Origin of the sequence: Trichlorobacter sp. (genome assembly GCF_030247655.1) — a bacterium.
GTDB lineage: Bacteria > Desulfobacterota > Desulfuromonadia > Geobacterales > Pseudopelobacteraceae > Trichlorobacter.
The window spans coordinates 1-26,263 of the sequence record NZ_JAOTRZ010000023.1 but is presented as its reverse complement, the minus strand read 5'-3'; the positions used below and the strand labels follow the sequence as shown (position 1 = coordinate 26,263).

Annotated in this window: 28 protein-coding genes, 1 pseudogene and 1 riboswitch; of the genes and pseudogenes, 16 read left to right on the top strand and 13 right to left on the bottom strand. The window is 52.2% G+C overall.

Annotation, left to right across the window (positions count from 1 at the left end; translation table 11 throughout):
- From OEL57_RS03730 to OEL57_RS03715, 4 genes and pseudogenes are all read left to right on the top strand, one after another.
- On the top strand, positions 1-511 hold a 511-nt coding region (locus OEL57_RS03730; protein WP_300737227.1), incomplete at its 5' end, for a PLP-dependent cysteine synthase family protein.
- Positions 512-587: 76 nt separating this feature from the next.
- Positions 588-1,100 carry a hypothetical protein gene (locus tag OEL57_RS03725; RefSeq protein WP_300737224.1) on the top strand — a complete coding sequence of 171 codons (513 nt, stop codon included), beginning with the start codon at positions 588-590 and terminating at the stop codon, positions 1,098-1,100.
- A gap of 136 nt (positions 1,101-1,236) precedes the next feature.
- Positions 1,237-2,118, top strand: a complete 882-nt coding sequence (locus OEL57_RS03720) for a hypothetical protein (protein ID WP_300737222.1) — start codon at positions 1,237-1,239, stop codon at positions 2,116-2,118.
- Between the two features lie 672 nt (positions 2,119-2,790).
- Positions 2,791-2,895, top strand: a pseudogene (locus OEL57_RS03715) (transposase zinc-binding domain-containing protein); the annotation flags it as partial.
- A gap of 52 nt (positions 2,896-2,947) precedes the next feature.
- On the opposite strand, the gene OEL57_RS03710 reads toward OEL57_RS03715, so the two are convergent.
- Positions 2,948-3,262: a helix-turn-helix domain-containing protein gene (locus tag OEL57_RS03710; RefSeq protein ID WP_300737219.1), complete on the bottom strand. Its 315-nt coding sequence runs from the start codon at positions 3,260-3,262 to the stop codon at positions 2,948-2,950.
- Positions 3,252-3,584, bottom strand: a complete 333-nt coding sequence (locus OEL57_RS03705) for a type II toxin-antitoxin system RelE/ParE family toxin (RefSeq protein ID WP_300737216.1) — start codon at positions 3,582-3,584, stop codon at positions 3,252-3,254. The genes OEL57_RS03710 and OEL57_RS03705 overlap by 11 nt, the downstream gene beginning before the upstream one ends.
- A gap of 125 nt (positions 3,585-3,709) precedes the next feature.
- On the opposite strand from OEL57_RS03705, the gene OEL57_RS03700 reads away from it, so the two are divergent.
- The 5 genes from OEL57_RS03700 (at position 3,710) to cobC (ending at position 7,451) form a co-directional block, all read left to right on the top strand.
- Positions 3,710-3,895, top strand: a complete 186-nt coding sequence (locus OEL57_RS03700) for a hypothetical protein (RefSeq protein WP_300737213.1) — start codon at positions 3,710-3,712, stop codon at positions 3,893-3,895.
- 345 nt (positions 3,896-4,240) lie between these two features.
- Positions 4,241-4,359, top strand: a riboswitch (cobalamin riboswitch).
- Between the two features lie 113 nt (positions 4,360-4,472).
- Positions 4,473-5,006 carry a bifunctional adenosylcobinamide kinase/adenosylcobinamide-phosphate guanylyltransferase gene (gene cobU, locus OEL57_RS03695; RefSeq protein ID WP_300737211.1) on the top strand — a complete coding sequence of 178 codons (534 nt, stop codon included), beginning with the start codon at positions 4,473-4,475 and terminating at the stop codon, positions 5,004-5,006.
- Between the two features lie 23 nt (positions 5,007-5,029).
- Positions 5,030-6,088, top strand: a complete 1,059-nt coding sequence (cobT, locus tag OEL57_RS03690) for a nicotinate-nucleotide--dimethylbenzimidazole phosphoribosyltransferase (protein WP_300737209.1) — start codon at positions 5,030-5,032, stop codon at positions 6,086-6,088.
- A gap of 8 nt (positions 6,089-6,096) precedes the next feature.
- The gene (gene cobS / locus OEL57_RS03685; protein ID WP_300737206.1) at positions 6,097-6,852 is read left to right on the top strand and encodes an adenosylcobinamide-GDP ribazoletransferase; all 756 of its coding nucleotides are present in this window, start codon (positions 6,097-6,099) and stop codon (positions 6,850-6,852) included.
- A complete protein-coding gene (gene cobC, locus OEL57_RS03680; protein WP_300737203.1) occupies positions 6,849-7,451 on the top strand; it encodes an alpha-ribazole phosphatase in 603 nt (200 codons plus the stop codon). Before cobS ends, cobC begins: the two co-directional genes overlap by 4 nt.
- A 71-nt stretch (positions 7,452-7,522) precedes the next feature.
- Here the strand turns inward: cobC and OEL57_RS03675 are convergent, their stop codons facing one another.
- The 4 genes from OEL57_RS03675 to OEL57_RS03660 form a co-directional block, all read right to left on the bottom strand.
- Positions 7,523-10,423, bottom strand: coding sequence for a hypothetical protein (locus tag OEL57_RS03675; protein WP_300737201.1), 2,901 nt, complete (start codon positions 10,421-10,423; stop codon positions 7,523-7,525).
- 302 nt (positions 10,424-10,725) lie between these two features.
- Complete coding sequence (locus tag OEL57_RS03670) at positions 10,726-11,112, bottom strand: hypothetical protein (protein WP_300737200.1); 387 nt, start codon at positions 11,110-11,112, stop codon at positions 10,726-10,728.
- 150 nt (positions 11,113-11,262) lie between these two features.
- Positions 11,263-11,409 carry a hypothetical protein gene (locus tag OEL57_RS03665; protein WP_300737199.1) on the bottom strand — a complete coding sequence of 49 codons (147 nt, stop codon included), beginning with the start codon at positions 11,407-11,409 and terminating at the stop codon, positions 11,263-11,265.
- A 45-nt stretch (positions 11,410-11,454) separates the two neighbouring features.
- Positions 11,455-11,607, bottom strand: coding sequence for a hypothetical protein (locus OEL57_RS03660; protein ID WP_300737197.1), 153 nt, complete (start codon positions 11,605-11,607; stop codon positions 11,455-11,457).
- A gap of 498 nt (positions 11,608-12,105) precedes the next feature.
- Here OEL57_RS03660 and OEL57_RS03655 point away from each other — a divergent pair, with 498 nt between their 5' ends.
- From OEL57_RS03655 to OEL57_RS03630, 6 genes are all read left to right on the top strand, one after another.
- Complete coding sequence (locus OEL57_RS03655; RefSeq protein WP_300737194.1) at positions 12,106-12,498, top strand: ComEA family DNA-binding protein; 393 nt, start codon at positions 12,106-12,108, stop codon at positions 12,496-12,498.
- Between the two features lie 130 nt (positions 12,499-12,628).
- On the top strand, positions 12,629-14,059 hold the full coding sequence (gene hpnJ, locus OEL57_RS03650) for a hopanoid biosynthesis associated radical SAM protein HpnJ (RefSeq protein WP_300737191.1): 1,431 nt from the start codon (positions 12,629-12,631) through the stop codon (positions 14,057-14,059).
- Positions 14,047-14,913 (top strand): hopanoid biosynthesis-associated protein HpnK, encoded by an 867-nt coding sequence (gene hpnK, locus OEL57_RS03645; protein WP_300737188.1) that lies wholly within the window; start codon positions 14,047-14,049, stop codon positions 14,911-14,913. The genes hpnJ and hpnK overlap by 13 nt, the downstream gene beginning before the upstream one ends.
- Positions 14,906-15,349: an EamA family transporter gene (locus OEL57_RS03640; protein WP_300737186.1), complete on the top strand. Its 444-nt coding sequence runs from the start codon at positions 14,906-14,908 to the stop codon at positions 15,347-15,349. Before hpnK ends, OEL57_RS03640 begins: the two co-directional genes overlap by 8 nt.
- Positions 15,346-16,170, top strand: a complete 825-nt coding sequence (gene proC, locus OEL57_RS03635; RefSeq protein WP_307726425.1) for a pyrroline-5-carboxylate reductase — start codon at positions 15,346-15,348, stop codon at positions 16,168-16,170. Before OEL57_RS03640 ends, proC begins: the two co-directional genes overlap by 4 nt.
- A gap of 110 nt (positions 16,171-16,280) precedes the next feature.
- Complete coding sequence (locus OEL57_RS03630; RefSeq protein ID WP_300737183.1) at positions 16,281-17,528, top strand: DUF6178 family protein; 1,248 nt, start codon at positions 16,281-16,283, stop codon at positions 17,526-17,528.
- Positions 17,529-17,842: 314 nt separating this feature from the next.
- Here the strand turns inward: OEL57_RS03630 and OEL57_RS03625 are convergent, their stop codons facing one another.
- Complete coding sequence (locus OEL57_RS03625; protein ID WP_300737180.1) at positions 17,843-18,631, bottom strand: polysaccharide deacetylase family protein; 789 nt, start codon at positions 18,629-18,631, stop codon at positions 17,843-17,845.
- A gap of 47 nt (positions 18,632-18,678) precedes the next feature.
- Positions 18,679-19,134, bottom strand: a complete 456-nt coding sequence (locus OEL57_RS03620) for a universal stress protein (RefSeq protein WP_078789452.1) — start codon at positions 19,132-19,134, stop codon at positions 18,679-18,681.
- A 181-nt stretch (positions 19,135-19,315) separates the two neighbouring features.
- On the opposite strand from OEL57_RS03620, the gene OEL57_RS03615 reads away from it, so the two are divergent.
- Positions 19,316-20,098: an IclR family transcriptional regulator gene (locus OEL57_RS03615; protein ID WP_300737177.1), complete on the top strand. Its 783-nt coding sequence runs from the start codon at positions 19,316-19,318 to the stop codon at positions 20,096-20,098.
- 88 nt (positions 20,099-20,186) lie between these two features.
- On the opposite strand, the gene OEL57_RS03610 is transcribed toward OEL57_RS03615, so the two are convergent.
- The 5 genes from OEL57_RS03610 to OEL57_RS03590 all read right to left on the bottom strand — a co-directional run bounded on the left by OEL57_RS03610 (position 20,187) and on the right by OEL57_RS03590 (position 26,206).
- Entirely contained in the window at positions 20,187-20,630 is a 444-nt protein-coding gene (locus OEL57_RS03610; RefSeq protein WP_300737175.1) for a hypothetical protein, read from the bottom strand.
- Between the two features lie 80 nt (positions 20,631-20,710).
- On the bottom strand, positions 20,711-21,838 hold the full coding sequence (locus OEL57_RS03605) for an ABC transporter permease (RefSeq protein WP_300737172.1): 1,128 nt from the start codon (positions 21,836-21,838) through the stop codon (positions 20,711-20,713).
- A 24-nt stretch (positions 21,839-21,862) separates the two neighbouring features.
- The gene (locus tag OEL57_RS03600; RefSeq protein ID WP_300737170.1) at positions 21,863-22,909 is read right to left on the bottom strand and encodes a hypothetical protein; all 1,047 of its coding nucleotides are present in this window, start codon (positions 22,907-22,909) and stop codon (positions 21,863-21,865) included.
- A gap of 9 nt (positions 22,910-22,918) precedes the next feature.
- Entirely contained in the window at positions 22,919-25,111 is a 2,193-nt protein-coding gene (locus tag OEL57_RS03595; protein WP_300737167.1) for a DUF1156 domain-containing protein, read from the bottom strand.
- A gap of 6 nt (positions 25,112-25,117) precedes the next feature.
- Complete coding sequence (locus OEL57_RS03590) at positions 25,118-26,206, bottom strand: MAE_28990/MAE_18760 family HEPN-like nuclease (RefSeq protein ID WP_300737165.1); 1,089 nt, start codon at positions 26,204-26,206, stop codon at positions 25,118-25,120.
- Positions 26,207-26,263 lie beyond the last annotated feature (57 nt).

The following is a 26,263-nucleotide window of genomic DNA, read 5'->3' as shown; positions in this document are numbered from 1 at the left end:
GTATCACAACCCCGATAACCCCGCCACACACGTCATGAGCACCGGCCCCGAAATCTGGGAGCAGACCGAGGGCCGCGTGACGGATGTCATCATCGGCATGGGCACCGGCGGCACCATCAGCGGCATTTCCCGTTACATCAAGCAGCAGCAGGGCAAGCAGATCCTCTCGGTGGCGGTTGAACCGGCTGAAAGCCCGGTCATCAGCCAGCAGATGGCAGGTAAACCGCTGCAACCGGGGCCCCATAAAATCCAGGGGATCGGCGCCGGTTTTATACCTGACACCCTTGATCTAAGCCTGGTTGACCGGGTTGAACTGGTACATGGCGATGAAGCGATTGACTTTGCCAAACGTCTGGCGCGGGAAGAAGGGATGCTGGTCGGCATCTCCAGCGGTGCGGCAGCAGCAGCAGCCGTGCGCCTGGCCCGTCTGCCGGAATTCAGCGGCAAAACAATTGTTGTTATTTTTCCCGACGGTGCAGAACGCTATCTTTCAACCCCACTGTTCGAGTAATAGCAGCAGGCGCTATCATGGTACATAGACCTGCTTACCACCAGACAGCCCCCGTTGGCCTTTACAAGGAAGCGGAATGCGTATCAAAGTAACCGTTCCGGTTGATCTCACAACATACCCAAAACTGACATTTAACGGGCTTTTCTACTTCATTGCCGATTCTCTGCGGGTTGAGCAGGTTAGAACCACGGTGTACGACGAAAGCCAGATCAACTTTTCCACCGGCCTTTTCCGGCTGTTTTGGGATTGGGCACCGCTCTCCACGATCTATGGCGGAGAGATCCGCTTCCAAACCGATGCAGAACGCATACTCGTCATCGGCCGCCTCAGCTTTATTGATACGGTGTTCATGGCCTCTGTGCTGATTGGCCTGCTGGCCTATTGCAACTACCGCATCTTCCTGCTTGGTCAGGTTGATCTTATTTTTTATCTGCTGGCCTGGTTTGGGATGATAGCCGGGATCGTGATTGTCTCAATAACTCGCTGGCGGCGTTTTATCCGGCACTGTGTCAAAGAGGCAGCCGACCGGGTCTATCTGAGCAAAGAGGATCTACTGGCAGCCAGACCGGATGGCCCTCTGGCATCATAGCGGCTTGCAGTTGGCCGGATCTGCGGTATGAGTGGGTAGAGAAAAGCAGTGGATAAACATTCCATTGGGGAAGACAGCTGGTTCACGCGCGCGCGTGAACCGTTCAATAAGAAGTTAAGTGAAAAGGAATTGTTTTATGGAGTTATTGGCCTTGATTGAGAAAATACCTACCACCTTTTGGGGGGTGGTAGTGGGATCGTTTTTCACAATAACTGGGGTTGTTATCACGAATCGATCAAACACTAAGCGCCTTAAAATTCAACTAGATCATGACCGTGAAATGAAAAAGCTTGAAAGAGAGTTAAACCTGAGGAAGGAGATTTATCTAGCGGCTGCAGAAGCAATTTCCGCTGGGTTGGTACTTGTTGGTCGCATTGGAAATTTTAATATTGAATATAATAAATTGATGGAATCATTTGAAGAAAAGAGTCCATCAATCACAAAAGTTAACGTAATTGCGAGTGATGATACCATAAAGGCATTTACCGCCTTCATGGAAGAACTAACCGGCGGCATTCTTCGTCTTTCACATCAGCGTATAAAGCACGGTGTTCTCCAGCAACGGATATCTTTCATTCAGACACAATTAGACAAGGCTTTAGAAGAACGAGATAGAATGATAAGCCTGATGAAGGAGTTTAATTTAGCTGGCAGTACCGATAAGCAACGGTGGGCAGCTATCGAGCAAAACAATGATTTTGAACGGAAGCGAATATATGAACTTTCGGAAGAAAAGATAGAACTTGAACTTCAACTATTTCCAGCTCAAATGGGACTGGCTAGGGAATGTCAGTCTGAAATTGCCATTCTCACCGAATTACTCCCTCCATTGCTAAAGTGCGTCAGAAATGAGCTCCAACTTCCTTTTGACGAGATCAGCTTTAAGCAGGTCATTGAAGGCAGCCAGAGAAAACAAAAGGAACTCATAAATCAGTTCATAGACGATGTAACTAAGCACCTTGGACAGCTAAAGGCTAGAGGGCTTCATACGCATAATCAGGAAGATTCACCGGCCTGATGGCCGGCGATCTCCCGCCCCGTTGGTCAGTTGAATATCACTCCGCCAATCCATCATAGACCTGAACTAGGAGAAATAAAGATGAGAATAGGATTCACTAATTTTAGTATTTTTTCACGTTGTTACCAGTTTTGCTGGCTGGTTGTGTAAGCCTTAGCCCCGGTGCAAGGCAGATCTACATGACAAACAACACTCAAGAGGTCTCGGCGTGTACCCGTATCGGTCACGTTTCAGCGGACTCAATGGCCTGCGTAGATCCCACATCGTGCATGCACGCTGCTATGGGTGAAGGACGGAATAAAGCTGCAGAACTAGGTGCTACTCATCTTGTGACTACTTTTAGTGGAATCAGCCTAACTCATGGACTGTACGAGGGAGATGCATATAAATGCGCAGACAGCCAGGTGGGTGTGCAACGTATGGAAATAGTGACTCCAAATACCACGACAGCCGGTTGTACTAGGGACATTGAGTGTAAAGGTGAGCGTGTATGCGAAGGCGGACGATGTGTTCCTCCTGGGAGAGTCCCGAATCCTCAGTAAAATCTCTGGGGCATTCCCAATCTCTCCAGAAGCCGAAAAGCCTGCGCACGTAAATGAAGACACGGGGTCAGGTCTTGAAAAGTTAGTTTCTGAGTAAAAAGTGATGTTTCAAGACCTGACCCCACTGCTCTTGCGTGTCCGCTGCGATGATTGCGGCCACGAACACCTGGTTGCCTTCTCCTGCAAACGCCGTCACTTTTGCCCTTCATGCCATCAGGAAAAAACCAGGGACTCCCCAGTTAGTAAAAATTGGGTTGTCCCTCTTTTCTAAAAGGGTAAAGAAGATGTCATGAGTGCTGTGGTATCAGCTTAATCTCCAGTTTGCAGTTTACTGCGGTAGCATACTTGCGAAGCATCTCAAGAGACGGTGAATGACGGTGAGAGCCGAGCGATGCTTCTACTCTCGCCAGCGATGGCTGAGAAACACCCATTTTGGCTGCCACTTGCTCCTGAGTCATCCCCGCCTGACGGCGTGCCGCAAGCAAGGCATCCAAAGCTGCAAACTCATCATCCAAGGCATTCCATGCCTGTTTGAAATCGGGGTCTTGAAGATCATTTTCCAATTTTTTCTTGGGGTGGTACGAAACCGGCTTATAGCTCATTGTTAACTACCTCCTTCTGCCGAGTGAGCGCTATGTCGAGTTCCCGTTTTGGTGTCTTGTCCGTCTTTTTGATGAAACTATGAAGAATTACAATCTTTCGCCCGACCATCGTGCAGAAAAATGCTCTTCCGATTCCTTCTTCTGCCTTGGCGCGGATTTCAAAAAGGCCATTACCAAGCGCACGCGTATGGGGCATTCCCAAGTTTGGACCGTATTCTTCCATGCGTACGGTTAATGCTCGAAATCGAGCACGCAAGCCAACGGGCCAAGCATCAAGCTCAGCCTCGACAGTCTCATTGTAATATGAAAGATGAAAAACCATGGGTCAAATATACCATGTATGTTATAAAAGTAAAGGATTTTGAGGAAAACCAGGGGAAAACAAGACACCTCAAAACGAATTAAACACAGAAAAACTCGACTCGCTAATTATTGGAGGTAAAAACAATGAACAACATTCACGCAGGATCAAATTTTGACGATTTTCTGAAAGAAGAAGGCTTGTTGGCTGATGCAGAGTCTGCGTATTGTTGCTTTACAGATCGAGCAAGAAATGCAGAAATCAAAACTATCAAAATCCGCACTTGCAAGCAAAATGCATACAAGCCGCTCGGCATTGGACAGGTTGCTTGATCCTAATAATGTTTCTGTAACATTGCAAACCCTTGAAAGAGCTGCACTGGCACTCCGCAAAAGATTGAAAGTAGAGCTTGCATAGCACATAGCCCAAACATCGGCGGCACGCAGTCGGCGCGGAAAAACTCGCGATGCTGGTGCGCCTCAGAGCCGTTAAACCGCTGATACAGAGAAAAATTTGGGGAGTACCAAGCCATTTCTTGAAGATGTAGTGCAGGGCTGGCGTCTTCCATTTAATTACCTATTTGGGGATCCGCAGTATCAGGTTCTGATATACGGCCAACCAGACTGACATCCTGTAGGGCCGGAAGCCAATTGACTTTTCCCTACCCCCCTGTTACAAAAACAGTCCCTGTGTCAGGCAAGGGGAAGAGGGTGTAACTCCCGCGCTGTCCCGCAACTGTAACCATCCGGCAGTATTTGGTAGAAGCCAGAACACCTTTCTGACACGCGCTTCAAGGAACCTCCGGGGAAAGAGGAACTGAAGCCGTGCTCTGTTCAACATGGTTTCCGTGCCCCTGTTCCTTTTTCAGGAACAGGGGTTTTTACGTATGACAGCAGGAGGTATGTCCAAATGGCTCACAACACCCTGATCACCGGCGGCGCACGCAGCGGCAAGAGCCGTTTTGCTGAAGAGTTGACCCTCGGTTTTGGCGGTTTGGCCTGTTATCTGGCAACGGCCCAGGCGTTGGATGATGAGATGGAGGAACGTATCCATCGGCACCAGTTTCGTCGTGGCAACTCCTGGGAGACCATCGAAGAACCGTTGATGATCCCCCAGACCCTGGCACGGATTGACGGCATCTACAGCGTCATCCTGCTGGATTGCGTCACTCTCTGGCTTTCTAACCTGCTATTGTCCTGCGATGAAAACGATCCCGGCTGCGAAGAGCAGATCGCAAGCCATGTCCATCGTCTGGCCACCACCCTGCGGGGAATGTCCACCCCGGTGGTGCTGGTAACCAATGAAGTCGGCCAGGGGATTGTGCCGGAACACCGGCTGGGGCGGCTCTACCGCGACATTGCCGGACAGGCCAACCAGATTCTGGCTGCCTGCTGCGATCACGTTCATGTCTGTATCAGCGGTATTCCGCTGAAACTCAAATAACCAACAACCACGAAGGACTCACCATGAACCTGCTTGAAGCCACACTGGCGCGGATTATCCCCCTTGATACCGACCTGCTGCACCAGACCCAGACCCGCCTGGATAACAAGACCAAGCCTCCTGGTTCCTTGGGGCGTCTGGAGGAATTTGCCCGCAAGGTAGTGGCCATCAGCGGCAAACCGGCCCCGGATCTTGCAAAAAAGGTAATCTTCACCTTTGCCGGTGACCACGGCGTGGTGGAGGAAGGGGTCTCGGCCTTTCCCAAAGAGGTGACTCCCCAGATGGTCTTGAACATTCTGCGCGGTGGAGCCGGGGTTAACGTGCTGGCCCGCCATGCCGGGGCCGAGGTGCGGGTGGTGGATGTGGGGGTTGATTTTGATTTTGAGGACTGCCCCGGTCTGCTCCACAAGAAGGTGGCCCGTGGCACCCGTAACCTGAGCAAGGGACCGGCCATGACCCGCGCAGAGGCCCTGGCAGCCCTGGCAGTGGGGATTGAACTGGCTGACCAGTGTAAGGCGGAAGGCGTTGGCCTGGTGGGGACCGGCGAAATGGGGATCGGCAACACCACCCCCTCATCAGCCATGATAGCGGCCATCGGCGGTTTTTCACCGCAAGAGGTTACCCATCGCGGCACCGGCATCAATGACCAGGCCCTGCAGATCAAGATTGCCGCTATTCAAAAAGGACTTGAGGTTAATCAGCCTGACCCGACTGAGCCGCTGGATGTACTGACCAAGGTGGGCGGGCTGGAGATCGCCGCCATTGCCGGTCTGGTGTTGGGTTGTGTGGCCAACCGGATTCCGGTGGTGGTGGACGGTTTTATCTCTACCGCCGGGGCCTTGATCGCCTCTGAACTGCATCCCCAGGTACGGGACTACCTGTTTGCAGCCCACGAGTCAGTGGAAGTTGGCCACCGTTTCATGCTGGAGCGGATCGGCGCCCGACCGATCCTGGGCCTTGACCTGCGACTGGGTGAAGGGACCGGCGGGGCACTGGCCATGCAGCTGATTGAGGCCGGTGTCAAGATCCTGCTGGAGATGGCCACCTTTGAGCAGGCCGGTGTTGCCGGAAAACAGGAATAGGACCAACGATGCGCCGTTTCCTGATCGCCCTGCAGTTTCTGACCATTCTGCCGGTCCCCTCACCCAAGCGCTGTGAGGCTGATGACTTGGGCCGTTCAACCGCCTGGTTTCCACTGGTGGGGCTGTGCATCGGCGGACTGCTGCTGCTGGCTGATCTAGGGTTAAGCCTGCTTTTTCCCCGCCACCTGACCGATGCCCTGCTGGTGGCCTTGCTGGCCCTGATCACCGGCGCCCTGCATCTGGATGGACTGGCTGATGTCTTTGATGGCTTGGCAGCGCGGGGAAGCCGGGAACGATTTCTGGCGATCATAAAAGATTCACAGATTGGCGCCATTGGTGCTGTGGCGCTGATCCTGCTGCTGCTGCTCAAATATGCCGCCCTGCTGGCGGTGCCGATCTACCTGAAGCGGGCCACCCTGCTGCTGTTCCCGGTCCTGGCCCGTTTTACCCAGGTGCTGGTCATGACCAATGCAAAAGCTGCACGCAGTGACGGGCTGGGGGTCTGCTTCCTTTCCGGCATCACCAGCAGCCAGTTTTCTTTGGCAGCGGCCTGCACCATCCCGCTCTGCTGGCTGCTGGGCCATTCAGCCGGAATCGTCGCCCTCTGCCTGACCGTTGCCTGGGGCTACGGCAGCAAACGCTACTTCACCCACCGCCTGGGGGGGATCAGCGGTGACATTGTCGGTTTCAGCAGTGAAATCTCCGAGCTACTGACCCTGCTTGCCATTACCGCAGCCACTACACTACTGACGAGGTACCTATGACCAGTATGACCCGCCTCTACCTGATCCGTCATGGCCAGGTTGAAGGCCATGAACAACGCCGCTATAACGGCCACGCTGATGTTGCCCTGACCGACCTTGGAGTTGAACAGTACCACCAGCTGAAGGACCGTCTGGCTGACAGCCATATCTCAGCCTGTTACTCCAGCGACCTGACCCGCTGCAAGATTGGCGCAAACATTATCTGTGAACAGTTCGGGATTGAGCCGGTCCACCGCTCTGAACTGCGCGAACTGAATATCGGTATCTGGGAAAGTCTGACCTGGCAGGAGATTCAGAGCCGCTGGCCCAATGAATGGCAGGCCCGCCTGAACGATCTGGTCAACTACCGGGTACCGGAGGGGGAAAACCTGCTGGATGTGGAGGACAGGGCCATGCCGGTGGTGCGTGAAATGCTGGAGCGGCACCGTGGCCAGGAACTGCTGTTGGTGGGACATGGCGGCTTGAACCGGATCATCCTGCTGAATGCCATTGGTGCGCCGCTGGTCAACATGTTTAACATTGAACAGAACTACGGCTGCCTGAATATCATCGACTACTACGCAGACGGCCGGGCAACGGTCAAACTGCTGAACGGCTAATCAACGGCCTCTCACCCTTAAAACAGCTATCCCCCGGCTTCGATCAATCGAAACCGGGGGATAGTTTGTTTCTACCAGGACTTCTTGCCTGATTTGCGCTGAATATCCACGGTAGTCATCAGCCCCTCCGGCGTAAATGTCAGCCGGGCATTAACCCGATCCAGCGAATTGATCAGCCGCATGGTGGGTGAAGCCTGGTCACTGAAGGCCGGCTGCTTGGGATTATGCAGGTTACCGTGAACCGAACAGACAAGCGCACCGGTATTTTCATCCAGACGATAGGTTCCGCCTGATGGACAGTAGGGCTGATAGCCGCGCAACGCCTCAGCCGTGGAAGCAAAACCAGCTGACGGCACACCCAGGTTACGCATCAGGATTGCAGCCAGGGGAAGATTTTTCTGGCAGGCATGGCGGATATCCTCCTGGTAACCGATACTGGAGGCCTCTTCCAGTTGTTTGAAGGCAGAGCGATAGACCGATAGCTCCATATTGCCATCATGCTTTATCACCTTTTTGGCTGCCCCTTTGGCTGAGGCATCCAGCAGATCAGTTATGATATCCCGCCGGGAGGCGATCACCAGCCGGTCATCCACCACAGCGGTGTAGAGCCGCAGCTTGACCACAAATAACGTGAAGTTAGCCACATAGATCGGTTTGCCGCGATGGTTTTCAAGGGTGTAGGTTTCCAGCGAGAGTTCATCACGGCTGCTGTATTCACGGGGACCAATGGCCCGAAACAGTTCAGGAATGGACTGTTCCGCCTTTTTCGGGTCAGTGACCTTGACGGTCAGGTAGGTCGGCAGGTTGATGGCCGAGGCCAGATAGCCGATGATCAACGGTTCAATCGAAGAAGAACGCCCGACCTCATGCCCCAGCAGGCCTGCGAGGCGGCCATCTGCACTAAACAGGACCTGACCATCACACAGGTTGATGGCAACTTCATTCCCCAGCCAATCCAGCTCCAGATTGTTCCGGTAGACCCGCTTGTTGCCCAGCACACTCTTTTCAAGCCAATCCTGGGCCATATGTCCCCGCACAGAGAAGACCGTTCGCGGCAGCACGGCACTGTCGGTCACCAGACCCGGCGTACGGCCAGAGAAGGCGGCCAGACCATCGTACCAGGAGTTTTCAATCAACGGCAGGATGCAGGTCTGAATGCGGATATTCTGCCCCAGCTTGACCCGAATGCCGATCGGATCAAAAAACTGGGTCCAGTAGCGGTTATAGTTCGCCACAAAGTCTCTGTACTGCGAGGCTTCATCAGGGGTTACCTTCGTAAGCTTCAACTCGTTCAGCGGGGTCAGTTTTCCGGGACGGTTATGCACCGGGCAGTAGACCTCGCCCTGCTTGTCGATTGCATAGGTGCCATGCTCCGGGCAGACCGGCGGATTTTTCCCAAGATAACCTCCGGCCACCAGTTCATCCATGGTGGGCTCCCGCCGTTTTTCCGTCTTGAACCAGAGCCGGGCATTGGCGATCAGCCCCATGTTGGCGCTGCAACGCATCCGGCGTGCCTCGGCAATCTTCCACTGGGGCCCCACCAGATTACGAATATGGGAGTCCGAGAGGTAGATAAAGATATCTTCTTCCTTGGCATCCTGGGGAAAGATGGTGCGCATGTAGCGGAAGTCGTCGGCCTGGGCCAGCGCCGGTGACTGTTTTGCTTCAACGGCCAACACCCGCTCCAGGGCTGCCTTACTGGTTGAAACAATTCCCAGATTGCCTGCCAGCACCATATACGATGAGACGCGCAGGTCTGGTGTTACCACCGCCACCACCCGTTTCCCGGCCGCAACAAGTTCAGAACGGACGGCACCGCGGGTTTTAACTGCTTCGGAATACTGTTTTTCTATCTGCTTACGAAAACGTGAAGCATCTTTGAGGGAAAAGAGCACGGTAACCGCCGTCCCCTCTTTCAGAAACGGGTCGCTGCCGGTAATGGCCATATCAGCCACAACCCGGTCACCAAACATTCTGGTCAGCATGCTGTTCTCAAGACAGAGCTGCCTGCTGACCTTCTCCCGCACCTTGAAATCCTGAGCGTTGCTTTCCACCTGACGCAGCAGGTTACCGCCCCATTCATCCATCAGGTCGGCCAGTTCAATCTGCTTGTTGATGTTGGCAAAGAACACGGCATACTGATCGTCAGGGATGTACGATGCCAGCAGAGGTAGCGCGGGAGTTCTCCCCTTCAGCATCTCCTTAAAGGGATGGGATTTGACCTGCGGTCCTTGCAGGGTTGAAAGTGCAACATCTTCCACAACCTTTGCCGATGCGTTCTGGCTGTTTGACCGCCTGGGTGCTGTGTCCAGCAGTTCAAGCTGCAGTGTTTCCTGAATGGCGGCAGCACCGGTAAAGACGCTGTACAAATCAGGAGTCTCGCGACGGGAGCGGCTTCTGCTACCCAGATAGCGGGAATCAAGGCCGTAGCGGGGGGCAACCGCCAGATTCCAGTACTGAGTGTACGGATCTTCACCATTGGGGTCCGATGCCCAGAGTGACCACTGATACTGCTTGGCCCATTCAGTACGGATTGTTGCGTCGGTTGTGACATCAGCTCCCGGCAGGGTAAAGGTCAGCCGTAGCAGGTCACCCTTGGTGTTACGGCTGCGGATAGCCAACCGGCCCGGGCCGGCCTTCTGATACCGGCCGGTAACCGTAATCAGTTCTTCCGCCTGTTCTGTTTTAGCACCATCTGTACGGGCATGTTTTCCTTTTTGGGGCGGCGCCTGGGTGACGGTCACCAGAAAGAGATCCCCCTCCTCAACTCTGGGAGTAAGTATCAGACGCTCGTTTGAGCTTCTTTTGGGCAACTTCGTCACAATCCTGAAGTAGCCGTCCTCGCCACCCTTATAGACCTCAGGCACAACCGTAACAGCAGGCGCTTCAATGATATTCACCGCTGCTACTGCCCCCAGAGCTGCGATGACCAGCAACGCAGCCACCAACGGCACAAACAGACGTCGAGACATACAAACTCCTTTCACTCGCATATCAAATACCGGCTCCATCACCCTGTTTGCACAGAGCAGACCAAAATCAACAGCCTGAAAAACCCTTATGATTTTAATGACAAACAAACCGCAAACTGTTGCAGCAGCCTTTTCAACCAGACATTGCATGCACAAGCAACCAGCAACTGATGTACAGACAATCCAAGAGCAGTTCACCCACAGAGCACAAAAAAATGGGTTATCCCAAGGGACAACCCATTTCTTACTTTCCTATGCCTGACAAAGAGAGGTGCCCATACCGGGACGACAGCTGCCTGTTCCTAGCCTTCCTGTGCAGCCTCTGCAGCGCCACCGTCCATAAACTCCTGCTGTGCCTTCATGATAGCCTGCATCTGGCCCAGCTGCTCACCCAACCAGGCATGCAGCATGGCAGCGGTCTGGAAGTTCATGGTAATACCGGTTTCAATGAAGCGAACCATGGTACCGTTCAGGTTTTTAGGCTCAGACTCAACCAGTGCACCGATACCACCTTCCGGGCTGATTTCATGGGTCAGCTCTTTTGGCAGAGCAGGACGTTCCTGATAAAAATGGGCAACCAGCTCACCACGGGGAGTGAATCCCCCCTGCACACCGTTGGCGTAGACCGGGTTGTAGTTGTAGTTGTAGATGTAGTTAAAGTTGATCTCTGGCTTACGCTGGTGACTCATGTTAATTCCTTCCTCATGGCTTGAATGTACAACAAAGGCCCGATTGTATAGCATGTTTTTAGCCGGTCTGACAAGCGGAAGAAAAGACAGGAAAGGCCCGGTTATAAACCGGGCCTTTCCTGTCTCAAGACCAGCCAGAGATGTTTTTTCTTAACCGATCAGTCGGCTTCCAATGTGGCTCAGAGCTGGCCAGGCGATATTCAGGGCTGCACCTGCGGCAAACATGCCAAATACCACCAGGGTTCTACCAATATATTTGCGATCATTCAGATCAGAGTAACTAACTTTTGCTTTCATGGCTGTATCCTCCGGTGTTTGAAGTAGTAAAGAATCAGTAGCAGGTTAGTTGAACAGGCTGACAATACCACTGAGAGCGCCTGCTGCTGACCAGGTAACGAAACCACCCAGGAAAAGTACTGCACCAGCGAAAATTGCCAAGCTACCTTTTGCGGTGGTTTCAGCCAACAGGACCGAGTAATTAGTTTTTGCTTTCATGACATCCTCCTTTGGTTTTTAGAACCATTTGTAATGGGTGAACCGAAAACTTCCGGGTGCGTTGCTTTTGATTTTATTATTACAAGGCCCGTGCCAAAAGTTGGATCAGCAAAAATATTTTTTACAAATATAACGATAACAGCAACTTATAATCAGCGTCATAATTCTTCGGCGTATTTCAACAAACGAATCTGCCGACCAAGACCACGTTGCACATGCAACAGCAACACTAGGGCATTTTATGCAACAAGCCACTTTACCTGACGCAATCGCATTTGTTGCAATGCAACGTTGATGCATTGCAACAACCGGCAGGGCGCACTACACAAACAACAGAGACACAACACCACCACCAAATGAACCGTCATCAGACCCAGCAACACGCCCCAAAACAACCGGAATAACAACAGTTCCAGGTCAAAAATCAAATTGACAGCCACCGGATACGGCTGCTACAACCGGCAGCAGAAGATCCCTACACCAAGGAGGAACCACCACATGAGAACACTCTGGATCAAGGCCATTACCACCATTGTTGCGCTGACCTTTTCTGTTGCCCTCAGCCTTGCAGCAGAACCGGCAAAAAAGACAACCACGGTGGCAAAACCTGAAGCAACCAAGCCAGCAGAAAACAAAAAATCTGCTGCCAAGCAGGAGTTGGTGGATATCAACAGCGCCAGTGATACAGAACTGAAGGCTATCCCAGGACTCGGCGACGCCTACATAGCCAAGATTGTGGTTAACCGCCCCTACGCCAACAAGACACAACTGGTATCCAAAAAAGTGCTACCCGAATCGGTCTACGAAAAAATCAAGGACAAGATCATTGCCAAGCAGGCCAAAAAGGATGACAAAAAGGCTGCAGCAAAACCAGAACCAAAGAAGAAGTAATCCACCCCATCAATCAACAAAGGGCAGCCGGACGGCTGCCCTTTTTCACCTCCAACCCCTGTACTACGCTTGACTTTTACACCGCAACTCCTCTATTGTATATCATTTCGTCAACAGTCAAGGAGTTGTAATGAAACCGCTTTTTCTCAATCCCCCTACCTTTGAGGATTTTGATGGTGGCGCTGGTGCCCGTTATCAGGCATCGCGGGAAGTCACCTCATTCTGGTATCCCACCTGGCTCTGCTTTCCCGCTGGCATGATTGAAGGCAGCCGTGTGGTGGATGCCCCGGTACAAAAGTTTACTCTGGAAGACTGCCTGACCATAGCCAAAGGGTTTGATATGGTGGTGATGTACACCTCTACCCCCACCCTGGCAATTGATATTGAGACCGCCCGCCGGATCAAAGAGGTTAAGCCGGATATCGTCACCGTACTAACCGGCCCCCATGTCTCGATCCTGCCGGAAGAGTCCTTGAAGGCAGGCAACGGCATCATCGACATCGTCTGCCGCGGTGAATTTGACTACTCCACCAAAGAGCTGTGTGAAGGCCGCGACTGGTCCAAAGTGGATGGCATCAGCTTTATCAAGGATGGCAAGACGATCCATACCCCGGATCGCCCCCTGATTGAAGATCTGGACGCGCTGCCGTTTGTGGCGCCGGTCTACAAGCGCGATCTGCCGATCTCTGAATATGTGATCCCCCACTTCAAGAACCCGTACGTTTCCATCTACTCCAGCCGGGGCTGCCCCTCAAAATGTATCTACTGCCTCTGGCCCCAGACCTTCTCCGGTCGTCAGATGCGGCTGCGCTCAGCTCAGAATGTCTACGAAGAGGTGAAGTGGATTGTGGACAATATCCCCGAGATGCGGGAGTTATCCTTTGATGATGACACCTTTACCGCCAGCCGTGAACATGCCCGCAATGTGGCCAACCTGCTGAAGCCGCTGGGGATCTCTTGGACCGCAAACTCCCGAGCCAACTGCGATTACGAGACCCTCAAGATCATGCGCGAGGCTGGTCTGCGCCATGTGGTGGTGGGCTATGAATCGGGCAATGCCCAGATCCTTAAAAACATCAAAAAAGGGGTCACCAAGGAACAGGCGATCCAGTTCACCAAAGATTGCAAGAAGCTGGGTCTGTCGGTGCATGGCGCCTTTATCATGGGCCTGCCCGGTGAGACCAAAGAGACCATCCAGGAAACCATTGAGTACGCCAAACAACTGGACCTGAACTCCCTTCAGGCCTCACTGGCCTCCCCCTACCCCGGCACCGAGTTTTATACCATGGCCAAGGAGCAGGGCTGGATCGCCTCCGATGACTTTATCGACAGCACTGGCCACCAGAAGTGTGTCATCAACTACCCCAACCTGACCAACGCCGAGATCTTCAACTCGGTGGAGGAGTTCTATAACAAGTTCTACTTCCGGCCCAAGTACATTCTGCGCAGCATCGGCAAGATGATTGTGGATGGCGAAGAACGCCGCAAGCTGCTTAAAGAAGGCAAGCAGTATCTGGAATACATGCGTAAGCGCAAGCAAGGCCAATCTTGCGAGAGCTGATTATCAATGCCGATGACTTCGGACTTTCTCCCGGCGTCAACCGGGCCGTGGAGCAGGCCTGGCAACTGGGGATTCTGACCCAGGCTTCGCTAATGCCGGGTGGAGATGCCTTTGATGAAGCGGTGGAGATTGCCAAACGCAATCCAGGCCTGCAAGTAGGCCTGCACCTGACTCTGGTACAGGGCAAGCCGGTACTGCCGCCGGAAAAAATCCCCGGACTGGTTGCAGCCAATGGCTGTTTTCCTGACAATCCGGTGTCGGTGGGAATGAAGCTGTTCTTTGACCCAACGATTCGGATGCAGCTGCAGTGCGAGATAGAGGCCCAGATCATCAAGATAAAAGAGACCGGCATTCCCCTTTCGCACATTGATGGTCACCTGAACATCCAGATGCACCCCACGGTCTTTATGTTGCTGACCGAACTAATGCCGCGGTACGGCATCACCAGCTTTCGGATTACCCGGGAGCGGCTGTTAGAAAACCTGCGACTTGACCGGACCCGCATGGTGGGCAAGACCATTGAGCGGGTCATCTTTGGCAGTCTGGCGAACTTTGCCGAAACGGCTTTCGAGCGGCAGGAAATCGAGACCGCTGTAGAGGTCAAAGGGGTACTCAACTCCGGCTGCATAACTGAGGAATACCTGCTGGCTATACTGGAGCGACTGCAACCGGGCAGGTCAGAGATCTATTTTCACCCCGGTATGCTGCCCGATGCCGAAATCACCCGCCGGATGCCTGATTACAAACATGCAGAAGAACTGGCTGCCCTGCTCTCACCCAAGGTACGGGAACGGCTGCAACAGCTGGATATAGCCTTAACAAACTATCGCGGAGAATTAAAACCGTATGCTTAAAACTATTGTCATTATGTTGATTGCAGTCACTGCCGGCACCGTTGGCGACATCCTGCTGGCCAAAGGGATGAAACAGTTGGGGGACCTCTCCACCATGAACCTGCGCGGCATCATGGAGGTGGCCCTCCGGGCCATGACCGAATGGAAGATAGTACTCGGCACTGCCATGCTGGCCCTGTTCTTCTTCCTCTGGCTGGCCGTACTTTCCTGGGAAGATCTTTCAGTGGCCCTGCCGATGCAGGCCCTTAACTACGTGCTGGTGGCGATACTGGCAAAATATCTCCTGCATGAAGAGGTTTCTCCCTTGCGCTGGGGCGGCATTGCACTGGTCTGTGTCGGCGTGATGTTGATCACTAAAAGCAGCACCAGCGACAAAAAGCCGTCCCCAGAACTGGCCCAGCCAACGTCGATAGAAAGCAGAACCGGAGGCGCATGATGCTACTGAACAGCACAACAGGATTTATCGGTGGCGGCAACATGGCCGAGGCGATCATCAAAGGCTTGATTACCGGCGGCATGGCACCGCGCAACATTATAGTTGCTGACCCGATGCAGGACCGCCGCGCTCACCTTGCCTCAACCCTGTCGGTCCGCACCACTGATGACAACAGTGAAGTAGCCCAGGAAGCGGACCTGATCGTACTCTCCATCAAACCCCAGATGGCGGCCAGCGTACTCTCGGCACTTGAAAATACGATTACCCCGCAGAAACTGGTCCTTTCGATTATGGCCGGTATCTCCACCACCATCATTGAAGAATCACTTCAGAGCGGCGTGCGGATCATCAGGGCCATGCCCAACACCCCCGCCCTGGTACAGGCTGGCGCCACCGCTATCTGCGGCGGCAGACGCGCTACCGAGGCTGATCTTACGCTGGCAAAAGAACTGTTTGCACTGGTCGGTACAGTCTATCAGGTGGGTGAACGCCAGATGGATGCCGTCACCGGCCTCTCCGGCAGCGGCCCGGCCTATGTCTTCTCCTTCATCGAAGCATTGTCTGATGCCGGAGTAAAAAACGGCCTGCCCCGTGACGTAGCCACCGGCCTGGCTGTCCAAACCGTGCTGGGCTCTGCCCAGCTGCTGCAGCAAAGCAACGAACACCCGGCTGTGCTACGGGACCGGGTAAGCTCCCCCGGCGGCACCACCATCGCCGCCCTGCACACCCTGGAAAACGGCAGACTGCACGGCCTGCTGATGGATGCGGTGGATGCGGCGGTTAAACGCTCCAAGGAGCTGGCCGGGATCAAGCTACTGTAAACCGCTCCAGGTTCGCCATGATGAGAGACGGGTGTTGCTACTCAGCAGCATCCGTTTTCTTTTCACCAGCCCCCACAAAATCAGCTATTGCAAAACAAGGAGAGTAGCTCGTGGAACAGAACATAAGCAGCCTACAGGGCAATGAAGAAATATTTCACCAGCTTCCAATTGAAGAAAAACGCGCCTATCTCGCCAGCCTGCCCCCCACAGACAAAATTGAGCTTATTTTAGCCGACCCGGATGCGATGAGGCTGATACGGGCGATGCTCCCCCAGGAGTTATATTGGCTGTTTAAGGAAATTGACGCTGCGGATGCAGTGGAGTTGCTGGGGGTGGCAAATCCACGTCAGTGTGTCTTTATTCTGGACATGGAACTCTGGAAAGGCTGGAGCTTTGAAGAGGACAAGGCGGTGGAGTATCTAGGCTACCTTTTGCAAGGGTCTGAGGAGCATTTTCAGGAGCTGCTGCCCCATATTGATTTCAATCTGCTCTCTCTCTTTCTGGGCAGAGAGATTATTGTTGCAGGTGGCATCGGTGATATTAATAACGATGAAGAACGTCAGATGGATTGGGATCATACCTTTGATGACGTATTCCTGCTCAAGTTTAAAAATGCTAAACACGCCCAGGTAATCGGCGCTTTTCTGGAACGGGTCTGCCGTTTCGATAATCCCCTGTACGTTGCGCTGATGGAAAGTGTCAGTGGTGAAATTGATAGTGAATCAGAAGAGGAGTGCTATCACCTGAAATCCGGGCGGTTGGCCGATCTTGGGTTCCCCCCCCACGACGAGGCGCTTGAAATCTATTCCCGTATCAACCCGGATACGTTTATCCCTGACACCGGCAAAGTACTGGTGCAAACAGATGAAGCGAGCAGCCTTCCCAGAACCGTAGTGCTCGGCAACACGTTTCTGGAGCAGGTTATTCCGCTGGTTGATTCGGATCTCTTCCGCATGGAGCTGAATTACCTCATCAACACCGCACTGGTGGCTGATCAGGCCCATCTTGCTGATACAGAATATATGCGGTCGGTGGTTGAGAGGGTGTACGGCTATCTGAATATTGCCCTTGAACACCTGTGCAACGGAGATCAAGCCATGGGGGCTGAAATCATTACCGGTGAGCATCTGAAGCGGCTGTTCCAACTGGGATTCAGTATCGTGCTGGGCCTGAAGCTGAAGGCAGACAGGCTATCAGATGCCAGCTATGCCACCGGTAAGGCCCTTTCAGGCCTGAAGAGCGCCAGACCGCTCTATTATCGCGGTTTTGATTCTGATGGCATTGACGGCTACCGGGAGTTTCGGGATCTGGAGGATGTACAGCGTATGTCTGATTTTCTGACAGAGCTAAAAGGGTAATGATCCCATAAAAAGCAGTTTACCGCTGAGTACGCAGAGGTTCGCAGAGCAAAAACAGGATTTTAGATTTATTTATTTGTTTTTACTCTGTTTTTATCTGCGTACTCTACGGTAGAAACCGCTTTAAAGATGATAGGGCTAGGAGTCTGTTTGCTTCTTGCTGTTCAATGCCTCATACAGCGCAATCTGTTCTGCCTGGGAAAGCTGCTTGCGGCAGCAGTCCTTTCTAAGGCACAGGTTGCAACGATCATCGGAACACCACTGGCAAAAGCGACAATCCGGGCAGGGGTGTTTTTTGGCAGGCTCATCCTTGCTCAATAGGTCACATTCCTTTTAACTGCATTCCCCTGCATCAACTGCACAAAGGCCTTTCCCTTATCGGCATTGACCAGCAGGTAACGGGGCAGGATCTGCAGCTTTTCTCTGGCCGTAGCATGGCGGCGCTCGATAGAAAAGGTACTGACAAACCCGGCTTCTTTGGCCTTCTGCAGCAGGTGGTCATCGTAAATACCGAACGGCCAGGCCAGCAGATCCACCGGCCCTCCTACCTCCTGTTCCAGCTTTTTACGGGACTTCAGCAACTGCTCCATCACCAGCTTGTCATAGGCCGCTGGAGTTAACTTACGCTTTTCCCGCTTAAAGTTGGGATGCCAGTAGGTGTGGGACTGGATATCAAACAGCCCGGTCTTCTTCAGTTCACGCAGCTGGTCCCAGGTCATGGCATACTTGGCATTGGAGATGGCCGAAGGATAGACAAAAATGGTAACCGGATAGCGGTACTTGCGGATGATCGGCAGCATATCGCTATACACCGTCTTATGGGCATCATCCTCAACAATCACGACAGATTTCGGGGCCGGTGCAGTGCCTTTACCCTGGTACCACTGCACCAGTTGACGCAGCGGAATCACCTTGTAGCCGTTGTCGTGCAGGTACTTCATATGAGATTCAAAGACCGGGGTGGTGATAGTCATGCCATCGGCCACGGTGGGGCCAAAGCGATGGTACAGCAGGATCGGGACAGAGACTTCAGGGGCTACAGCAGAAAATGCGGGGCAGGACAGGGAAAGCAACAACACCAGAGCAAGCACAAAACGAGACATCACAACACCTTTCAAAATATAAATACGGGGAGTCCCCCAAAACAGTATTACGCTCGTACCAGATAGACAGAACAGGGCGCCAGCTCAGCCACCCGCCGGGAAACAGAACCTTTCAGGCGACGCTCAAGAAAGCCTTTACCGGAACTACCAATCACAATCACATCCACCCCTTCCTGCTTGGCAAATTCAACCAGTTTTTCCGCCGGTTCGCCTGCTTCAACAATCATCTCAAGGGGCACATCATATTCAGCGGCAGATTTTTCAACAATATAGAAGATCCGCTTACGCAGATCATCCCACTGCTCTGTCTCAGTCAGCGGCTTGACCGGAACAAAGTCAGAATAGCTTGAGCTTTGTGCATTGGGGACCACCAACAGGGCAAAAACCTTGCTTTTAAACTGACTTCGGTTTCCGGCAGCCATCCGCACCGCTTCTTCAGCAGCTTTATCCGAATAAGGAGAACCGTCTATCGCGACCAGAATTTTCTTTCTTAAATTCAGCATGCCCGCTCCGCTTTGTTTTATTTTTAGGCAGATAGTATGCAATAAAGCCAGACGTTACGGTAAAAATATAATGCAATTATTCATACTTGACAATTATAAAACAAGATTCTATATAATAGACCCAACAGTAAGTTAAGTAACAGTAAACTTCACCATCCTAACCCTTCAGGAACCGACACCAATGGCAAAAAAAGAAAAATCAGAATATCTTATTCAGGCTGTGTCCCACGCCCTTGATCTGCTGGAGCAGTTCCACGGAGAAACGGACGAACTGGGCGTTACAGAGCTGTCAAAACGACTTAAACTCCACAAAAACAACGTCTTCCGCCTGCTGGCCACCCTTGAATCCCGTGGTTACATTGAACAAAACAGGGTAACCGAAAACTATCGTCTGGGCTTAAAAACCCTGGAACTGGGACAAACCTTTATCAAGCAAATGGGCCTGCTGCGTCAATCAAAACCGGTCATTGAAGATTTGGTTAAAACCTGCAACGAGACAACCTATGTTGCGGTTTTAAAAGATTTCCACATCATCTACCTGGACAGCGTTGAAACCACCATGACCGTACGGGTCGTTCCCCGGGTTGGTTCACGGCTGCCTGCCTACTGCACCGCTGCCGGCAAGGTCCAGATCGCCTATATGAGCGGCGAAGAGATTGATCAATATCTGCCGAACCGGGAACTGGAAAAATTTACTGCCAATACCATTTCTGACCGTGAAGTTCTGAAAAAACAGTTGGCTGAGATTGCAGAACAGGGCTATGCCATTGACAATGAAGAACTTGACGAAGGGGTCAAGTGTGTCAGCGCGCCGATCCGTGACTATACCCGCAGGATTATCGGAGCTGTCAGCATCTCCGGTCCTTCCATGCGTTTTTCTGATGAGCGGATTGCCAAGGAACTGCTTCCTTTGGCGATCAAGGCAGCAGAAGAAATTTCAACCAAGCTGGGCTACCAAAAGTAACAGCACTTTACACCATGCATCAGCAAGGGGGATACCGAAAACCGGTATCCCCCTTTTTATCTGGCGCACAGACAACTATCATTCAGGGCTAGAACAGAGTATCCCGGTTCATTAGACCATCAACAAACCCGGCACCTTTGGGCCCTTTGTAGTCAACACATTTGGCCCAAGCCACCAGAGCCAGATCAACATCCATTTTCTGGTCTGCAGACATGGCACCGTAGCCCAACTCTTTGGCAGGGGTCAGCAGAACCTGTACAAACTGGCGATAATCAACCGATGCAGGCAGCTTTTCCACCACACAGGTGCAGTAGTTTTCAACACCAACCACCTTCATACACTGATCACGCTTGGCAGGTATTGACTGTTTTTTCAATTTCAGTGCCGTCAATTCATTGATCTGCTGCTCAAGTTTCTTGATTTTTTCCATCAGCTCAGCCTGTTTTTTAGGGTCCATCTCATCGGCAGCCCGGGCCGAGCTATTCCATACCAGACAACTAACCAGCAGCAGGCACAGCACCATCTTTTTCATGTATCACCTCGTCAAATTATGATGCAAATACAGACCGATGACCTTAACCAGTCACCCTGCGCTTGTCAACCAGAACAAAGTCACCCGACGGTCTTCCTGAAGCGTGCCACCGCGACCCCAAGCACGACACTGCCAATTAAAAACAGCATTAGTACCTGTTTCCAAAGGATCATCAGCCCCACCCCCTTCAGATACAGCCCCCGAATAATTTCCATGTACCAGCGCACCGGATTAATCACGGTCAGCCACTGCACCGGCTCCGGCATATTCTCAACCGGAAAGGCAAAACCGGACAGCAGCATGGCGATAAAGATGACAAAGAATGCACTCATTTTGGCCTGCTGCTGGGTCTGGCTGATGGTGGAGATGAACAGGCCGCTCCCCAGTGAACTCATCAGGAATAGGCCGGTAGTCAGAATTAACAGCAGCATGCTGCCCCGCACCGGCACCCGGAACACCAGCCAGCCCACCAGACTGATCAGGAACACGTTGGCATAGCCGATCAGCACGAACGGCAGGGTCTTGCCCAGAATAAACTCAGACTTGCGAATCGGGGTGACGATCACCTGCTCGATGGTGCCGATCTCCTTCTCCCGCACCACTGCCATGGCCGATAACAACATGGTGATGATGTAAAGAATGTTGGCGATCACCGCCGGGACATAAAAGGGGGGGCTGGCCAGATCCGGGTTAAACCAGGCCCGACTCTCCATCCGCACCGCGCCAGGCAGCACTGGAGCACCACTACGGGCCGCCTGTTCCGTTAGCAACTGGATATTACGGGCCTCGCTAAAGCGCGAGAGATAGCCTAGAATCACCCCGGCGGTGTTAGAGTCGGAACCATCAACCAACGCCTGTACGCTGGCTGTCTGGCCACGTCCCAACTTTTCTGCAAGGCCGTGGTTAATGACGACAGCCACCCGTATCCTGCCAGAATCCAGCATCCTGGCCGCCTGGCGTTCATCATCAAGGTATGCCACCTGGCGAAAATGCCCGGAAGCGAACAGCATTGTCAAAAGCTCACGGCTTTGGGGAGAATTATCCCGATCAATCACCGCCGTGGGGATCTGGCGCACATCCATATTAACCGCATAACCGAAGATAACGGTCTGGATCATCGGCAGAAGAAACAGCACCACCCGCATCCGGGGGTCACGGAAGGTCTGAATAAATTCCTTGATCAACATCGCCTTCAGACGCTCAAACATTAAAACTCCCGAATCTGCCGGAAATCATCGGGTACTGAAAGTGTTGATCCGGGTAGCAGCAATTATTTTGTCCAGTGAAGCGGCGGTGAATACTTTGCCGTCCAGGCGCAAGAGAAGATCACGCATGTCGGCCCGACGTTGCCGGAATCCTCGACCATCAATGCAGGCTACCACCTCATAGAAAGTCCTTCCCTCGCTTACATGCTTGTTCCGTTGGGTCTCCAATTCTTTGATCCTGGTCACCTTATCCCTGGCAGTGCCATCGTCGCTGGTGATCTTGGCCTCAATAATAACCACAGGATTGACTTCATCGGGAATGCAAAAATCCGGAGCCTGTCCGAAACCGGGTATCCGTTCGGCCCGTCCAGTCTTGCGGTAGGAAACACCTGCATCCCTTAATCGTTGTTCAACGGCGTTTTCCATGACTTCACCCACCAGCTCAGAAACTGCATCCCTGTGCGTGGCAAAGGGACGGCCCAAATAGCGTTCGTAGAGAAGTACTGCGTAAGGAACATTCTCTCGAGCTGCATGCTCCAGCGACTCACGTCCAAAGGCAGTATCAAATTTTTCCAGGCGGTGGAGGACGCCATCCTGTTCTTGAGGTGCCCCTTTTTCAAGATACTGAATGGCGATCCTGATCAGAACCTTGATCCGCTCAATGGTCTTGGTGGCTGTATTGCGAACCGTTAACATCCGGTAGTAGTCAGGATTCTTGCACTCCTTATCAATATTCCGCGCAGCTCCCTGCGTGATATCACTTCCTAATTCGGTCCGGGCCAGTTCGGCCCATTCAGGGGCCGTCATACCCAGCACCGCGCGGAGCACACCAAAAACGAGACTGTTCTCCTGAAGAGCAGATCTGACCGTTTCGGGCAAGACGCTCTTAAAACCACCTGTATGCCGCTTTAAAACTTCGTAAGCTGCCTGGAAATCAGGGTAGCGCACCAATCCTGTTCCCGTGGGCATAAGTAAAAATTCCGAGGAAATATCGCCAAAGGTGGCATCCACCATCTCCTCGATACGTGCCTCCAGCTCTTCTCGGTTTAACTCAAAAGGACGTTCTCCTGCCATGGTTTCCCCCTAAAATGAGATATCATCTTGATCAGCCTGATAACCGACTGGTTCTTCTCCAACAGCCGTACGTAGTACCGGCAGATCAACAGCGCAAACTGCGGCCTCAATATCTTCCGGCTGCGGCAGCAGGGCCATATAACGGCCCACAGCTGCCAGCTTCCCCTGAACGGTCAGAGCAGTATTCCAATCAATTCGCAGCTCCCAGACTGCCAAACGCACCAAGTGGCCGAAGATAATACAGCGGCTATCCCCCCGTGTTGGTTTCAAGCGCCCCTGGCGTAGCTGGTCAAGGTTGGCCATTACCAGCCCAGCAAATTCGGTGGTCGTCCTCGCCAGAGAACGACGGGAGACGGCACCGGTGGAGCGGCAGACAAAAACGGTGTCCACCACTGAAGAACCGGTGCCGCTGATATGGATCGAAGCCCCCATCTCCGCCGGACAGGGAAGTGTTGCAGTACAAGCCAGCCCGGCATCCAGAATGGCGACCACCAAGGGATGGTACGCGTCCAGCCGATTATGATGGTAGGTAAAGGCTAAAGGACGGCCCGGTTTCAAGGCCCGGGCCATATTGCTGAAAACCGCAGCCAACCCCTCAGTGAAGTGTGCCAATCCCCGCTCCATGGTAACGTTGCCGGTCAGTTCATCCTGATTACGAGTGGTAAGAGATTGAAAAGCCGGGATGGCCCCGTCCGCCAGTTTTCGTAGCCAGACGTAGCAAAAGTCCATCAATTCCGCATACTGCACGTTGCCAAAATAAGGGGGATCAGTGAATACTCCGTCCAGACAGGCAGGGGGCAGATCGGTGCTAGTGGCGCTCTGACAAAGGATACTCACCGTGCGGCCGTTTTCATCCCCTCTATTGTCTCCAATCCACTCGCCCGTGATCGGCACCTGCACCTTGCGGGCACCATCGTGGCAAGTTTCAAAGGGGGTGTCACAGTACTGCTTGGCCTTCATGTATTTTTCAATGATATTGGACCAGCCGCCGCTCCCCACGCTCACCCCTCCGCCGTTGGCAATGCCCAGCAGGTTGGATTCGCACTGCACCAGACCCACCGGAAAGCCATGTACCGAGAAGATGTCCAACGATTTAAGGGCCATGGTGTCGTAGCGGCAGACCATATTCTGGTAACGCAACAGGTCGGAGAGATTGGTAATCAGGGCATTTCTAACCCGTTCGTCATGCTCGGTCTTGATGGTCCGGCAACTCAATTCCAGGCCCAACAGTTGACGTTCGTTAAACATCTCACGGTAGTGGCGGTAGCCCCAACGCAGAAGCCTTCCGGTCTCGTCGCCGGGTGGGATCGCGTCGTCCGGTATAAAACGGACATTGACATCCGCCAGCATTGCCTTTGCCTGTTCGTAACGATCCAGGTCAGTAGTATCGGGACGCTTGAAGAAGCGACCGGCGTGGCTAGATTTACAGGCCCGGCAATGATACTCCATGGCGAACATGCGATGCTGGGGCGATCCAGCTTCCGGGGTGGGATAGGTTATAACGTTACTACAGCGGGGACAGGCACACTTGTTCCGCTTGGCAGGACCCTCCAGGCGCAGTTCAGCAAAACAGGAGGCACATCGACCGGGGTTCTTGCGGTCCTCCACCTCATTCAGGTCGCCGCATGCATGGCAGACCATAACATTCAGCGGGTGGCGCTTGTCCTCCGATAACAGATAACCGGGGAAGAGATCGAAGGTATTATGACAGTGCGGGCATTCCTTTTGTTTCACCCAGAGGAAATATTTCACATGGGCTTGGTCGGAGCCGCATTTCAGGCATCGGGTACGGTATAGGTCGCCTATCTGTCCTTCCAGTGTCTGCATCAGGCTGGTGGCTGCGGCACGGTAAGCTCCCAGGTCCAGGTGTTCAATCTCGCGGTTGACAATCCACCAGGCCATGGGATTTATGTCGTACCCCAGCACGTTGCACCCCACCCGGTTGGCCTCTATCAACGGGGTGCCGCCACCCATGAAGGGGTCGGCAATGGTGATTCCCTTGAAGTCGTTGGCGGAAAAGAATGCCTCCTTCAACGGCCTGTCGCCGTATTCGGAGAGGATCAACCCACGGAACAGGGTACCCGGACGGCGGGCAAACCACTTGTGCACGGCAATGATGGGCCGGTAGTTCTGCTGGATCTGTTTTTCACGCAGAGCCTGAGCAGCGATAAAGGGAATGTCAAAGTTGGTTTCTATGGGCATGGATAATCAAGTATTGATGTCAAGTACAGGTTTTTTGGGCAAAAAGTAGTCATAAGTAGACTTATTCTTGAATGGTAAACGCAACCCTACTTCTGCTCTAGTTTGAATATCGATTTCAGCGAGTGAATTATCTTCCAGCTGAATTTCTTCAATTGCTCCAAAGTAAAAGCTAGTGCCATCAGATGATCGTGCAATAATTTCGTCGCCAACTTTAATTTTAGCTTGGTCTATGAAGATACAAATAACGCGATCTTTCAAAAAAACTCCAGTTGGCTTTCCGAGTGGAACAGCCTGAAATGTGACAATGTACGGCAAAATATATTCATAGCATACTTCATATAGTCCATGGCCGAAAGCTTCAAAGAACTCTATGTAAGACAAAAGAATGTCATTTGAAAGAAGCTCATCAGGAAGTACGCCATGTGCAACTTGGTTACGACGTTCTGCAAGGTCTTGAAGACATGACAATGCATCTTCAATTTTTATAGTGGAAGGGTCCCTTTCGGGGTAAATACGTTTCAGATAATCTTTAAATATAGGTTTAGATAATAATCTGTTGCAGGCATTATCAATGCCCAGGAATTTAAGATTTTCATTGATTACTTCTATCTTGAAATTTGCAGTATGTTGGGCGAAAGCTTCGCAATTTAAATGATAAGACGAACTTCCATTTAGACAACAATTTAAATTATCTATGATGTTTTCAGGTGTAAATTTACCCCGGAATCGACTGTGATCAGCCTTCTTAATAAGGTCCAGCGATAGTCGTAGGTGATGATCTTGTATTTGGGAAGAAAGTTGCTTATAAGAAGGGACGACTTCATTAATGAGGCTTGCAGTACTACTGATGAGATTCTCTATGTATTGTTCAAGATAACCATATAGTGATACAATAATACTATTGTAATTGAATCGTCTTTTTCTAATATACGAAGTGTTCCAGTGAATTTTAAATGCCATGATATTAATTTTGCAAGTAGTTTTTTTTCTACAGGGCATACTTGAAGACAAAATTTCAGATTCAAAATCTAGCCCATTGATATAATGCTTAAGGTCATAAAGTCCTGTTATAAATGTAGTAAAAGATGCTTTCATATTTATTTTTCCATAAAAGCATCAAAAAACGTTCGTAATGCTTTATCTCTAGCTTCA

Excerpts from the sequence above, each read along its gene's own strand:
- cobS (WP_300737206.1), top strand. The coding sequence starts at position 6,097 with ATGCGCCGTTTCCTGATCGCCCTGCAGTTTCTGACCATTCTGCCGGTC.
- OEL57_RS03700 (WP_300737213.1), top strand. The coding sequence starts at position 3,710 with ATGAACAACATTCACGCAGGATCAAATTTTGACGATTTTCTGAAAGAA.
- OEL57_RS03625 (WP_300737180.1), bottom strand. The coding sequence starts at position 18,631 with ATGTCTCGTTTTGTGCTTGCTCTGGTGTTGTTGCTTTCCCTGTCCTGC.
- OEL57_RS03670 (WP_300737200.1), bottom strand. The coding sequence starts at position 11,112 with ATGAGTCACCAGCGTAAGCCAGAGATCAACTTTAACTACATCTACAAC.
- hpnJ (WP_300737191.1), top strand. The coding sequence starts at position 12,629 with ATGAAACCGCTTTTTCTCAATCCCCCTACCTTTGAGGATTTTGATGGT.
- cobU (WP_300737211.1), top strand. The coding sequence starts at position 4,473 with ATGGCTCACAACACCCTGATCACCGGCGGCGCACGCAGCGGCAAGAGC.
- OEL57_RS03610 (WP_300737175.1), bottom strand. The coding sequence starts at position 20,630 with ATGAAAAAGATGGTGCTGTGCCTGCTGCTGGTTAGTTGTCTGGTATGG.
- OEL57_RS03600 (WP_300737170.1), bottom strand. The coding sequence starts at position 22,909 with ATGGCAGGAGAACGTCCTTTTGAGTTAAACCGAGAAGAGCTGGAGGCA.
- OEL57_RS03595 (WP_300737167.1), bottom strand. The coding sequence starts at position 25,111 with ATGCCCATAGAAACCAACTTTGACATTCCCTTTATCGCTGCTCAGGCT.
- OEL57_RS03725 (WP_300737224.1), top strand. The coding sequence starts at position 588 with ATGCGTATCAAAGTAACCGTTCCGGTTGATCTCACAACATACCCAAAA.
- proC (WP_307726425.1), top strand. The coding sequence starts at position 15,346 with ATGATGCTACTGAACAGCACAACAGGATTTATCGGTGGCGGCAACATG.
- OEL57_RS03675 (WP_300737201.1), bottom strand. The coding sequence starts at position 10,423 with ATGTCTCGACGTCTGTTTGTGCCGTTGGTGGCTGCGTTGCTGGTCATC.
- OEL57_RS03720 (WP_300737222.1), top strand. The coding sequence starts at position 1,237 with ATGGAGTTATTGGCCTTGATTGAGAAAATACCTACCACCTTTTGGGGG.
- OEL57_RS03665 (WP_300737199.1), bottom strand. The coding sequence starts at position 11,409 with ATGAAAGCAAAAGTTAGTTACTCTGATCTGAATGATCGCAAATATATT.
- OEL57_RS03620 (WP_078789452.1), bottom strand. The coding sequence starts at position 19,134 with ATGCTGAATTTAAGAAAGAAAATTCTGGTCGCGATAGACGGTTCTCCT.
- cobT (WP_300737209.1), top strand. The coding sequence starts at position 5,030 with ATGAACCTGCTTGAAGCCACACTGGCGCGGATTATCCCCCTTGATACC.
- OEL57_RS03710 (WP_300737219.1), bottom strand. The coding sequence starts at position 3,262 with ATGAGCTATAAGCCGGTTTCGTACCACCCCAAGAAAAAATTGGAAAAT.
- OEL57_RS03590 (WP_300737165.1), bottom strand. The coding sequence starts at position 26,206 with ATGAAAGCATCTTTTACTACATTTATAACAGGACTTTATGACCTTAAG.
- cobC (WP_300737203.1), top strand. The coding sequence starts at position 6,849 with ATGACCAGTATGACCCGCCTCTACCTGATCCGTCATGGCCAGGTTGAA.
- OEL57_RS03705 (WP_300737216.1), bottom strand. The coding sequence starts at position 3,584 with ATGGTTTTTCATCTTTCATATTACAATGAGACTGTCGAGGCTGAGCTT.
- OEL57_RS03615 (WP_300737177.1), top strand. The coding sequence starts at position 19,316 with ATGGCAAAAAAAGAAAAATCAGAATATCTTATTCAGGCTGTGTCCCAC.
- OEL57_RS03640 (WP_300737186.1), top strand. The coding sequence starts at position 14,906 with ATGCTTAAAACTATTGTCATTATGTTGATTGCAGTCACTGCCGGCACC.
- OEL57_RS03655 (WP_300737194.1), top strand. The coding sequence starts at position 12,106 with ATGAGAACACTCTGGATCAAGGCCATTACCACCATTGTTGCGCTGACC.
- OEL57_RS03660 (WP_300737197.1), bottom strand. The coding sequence starts at position 11,607 with ATGAAAGCAAAAACTAATTACTCGGTCCTGTTGGCTGAAACCACCGCA.
- OEL57_RS03605 (WP_300737172.1), bottom strand. The coding sequence starts at position 21,838 with ATGTTTGAGCGTCTGAAGGCGATGTTGATCAAGGAATTTATTCAGACC.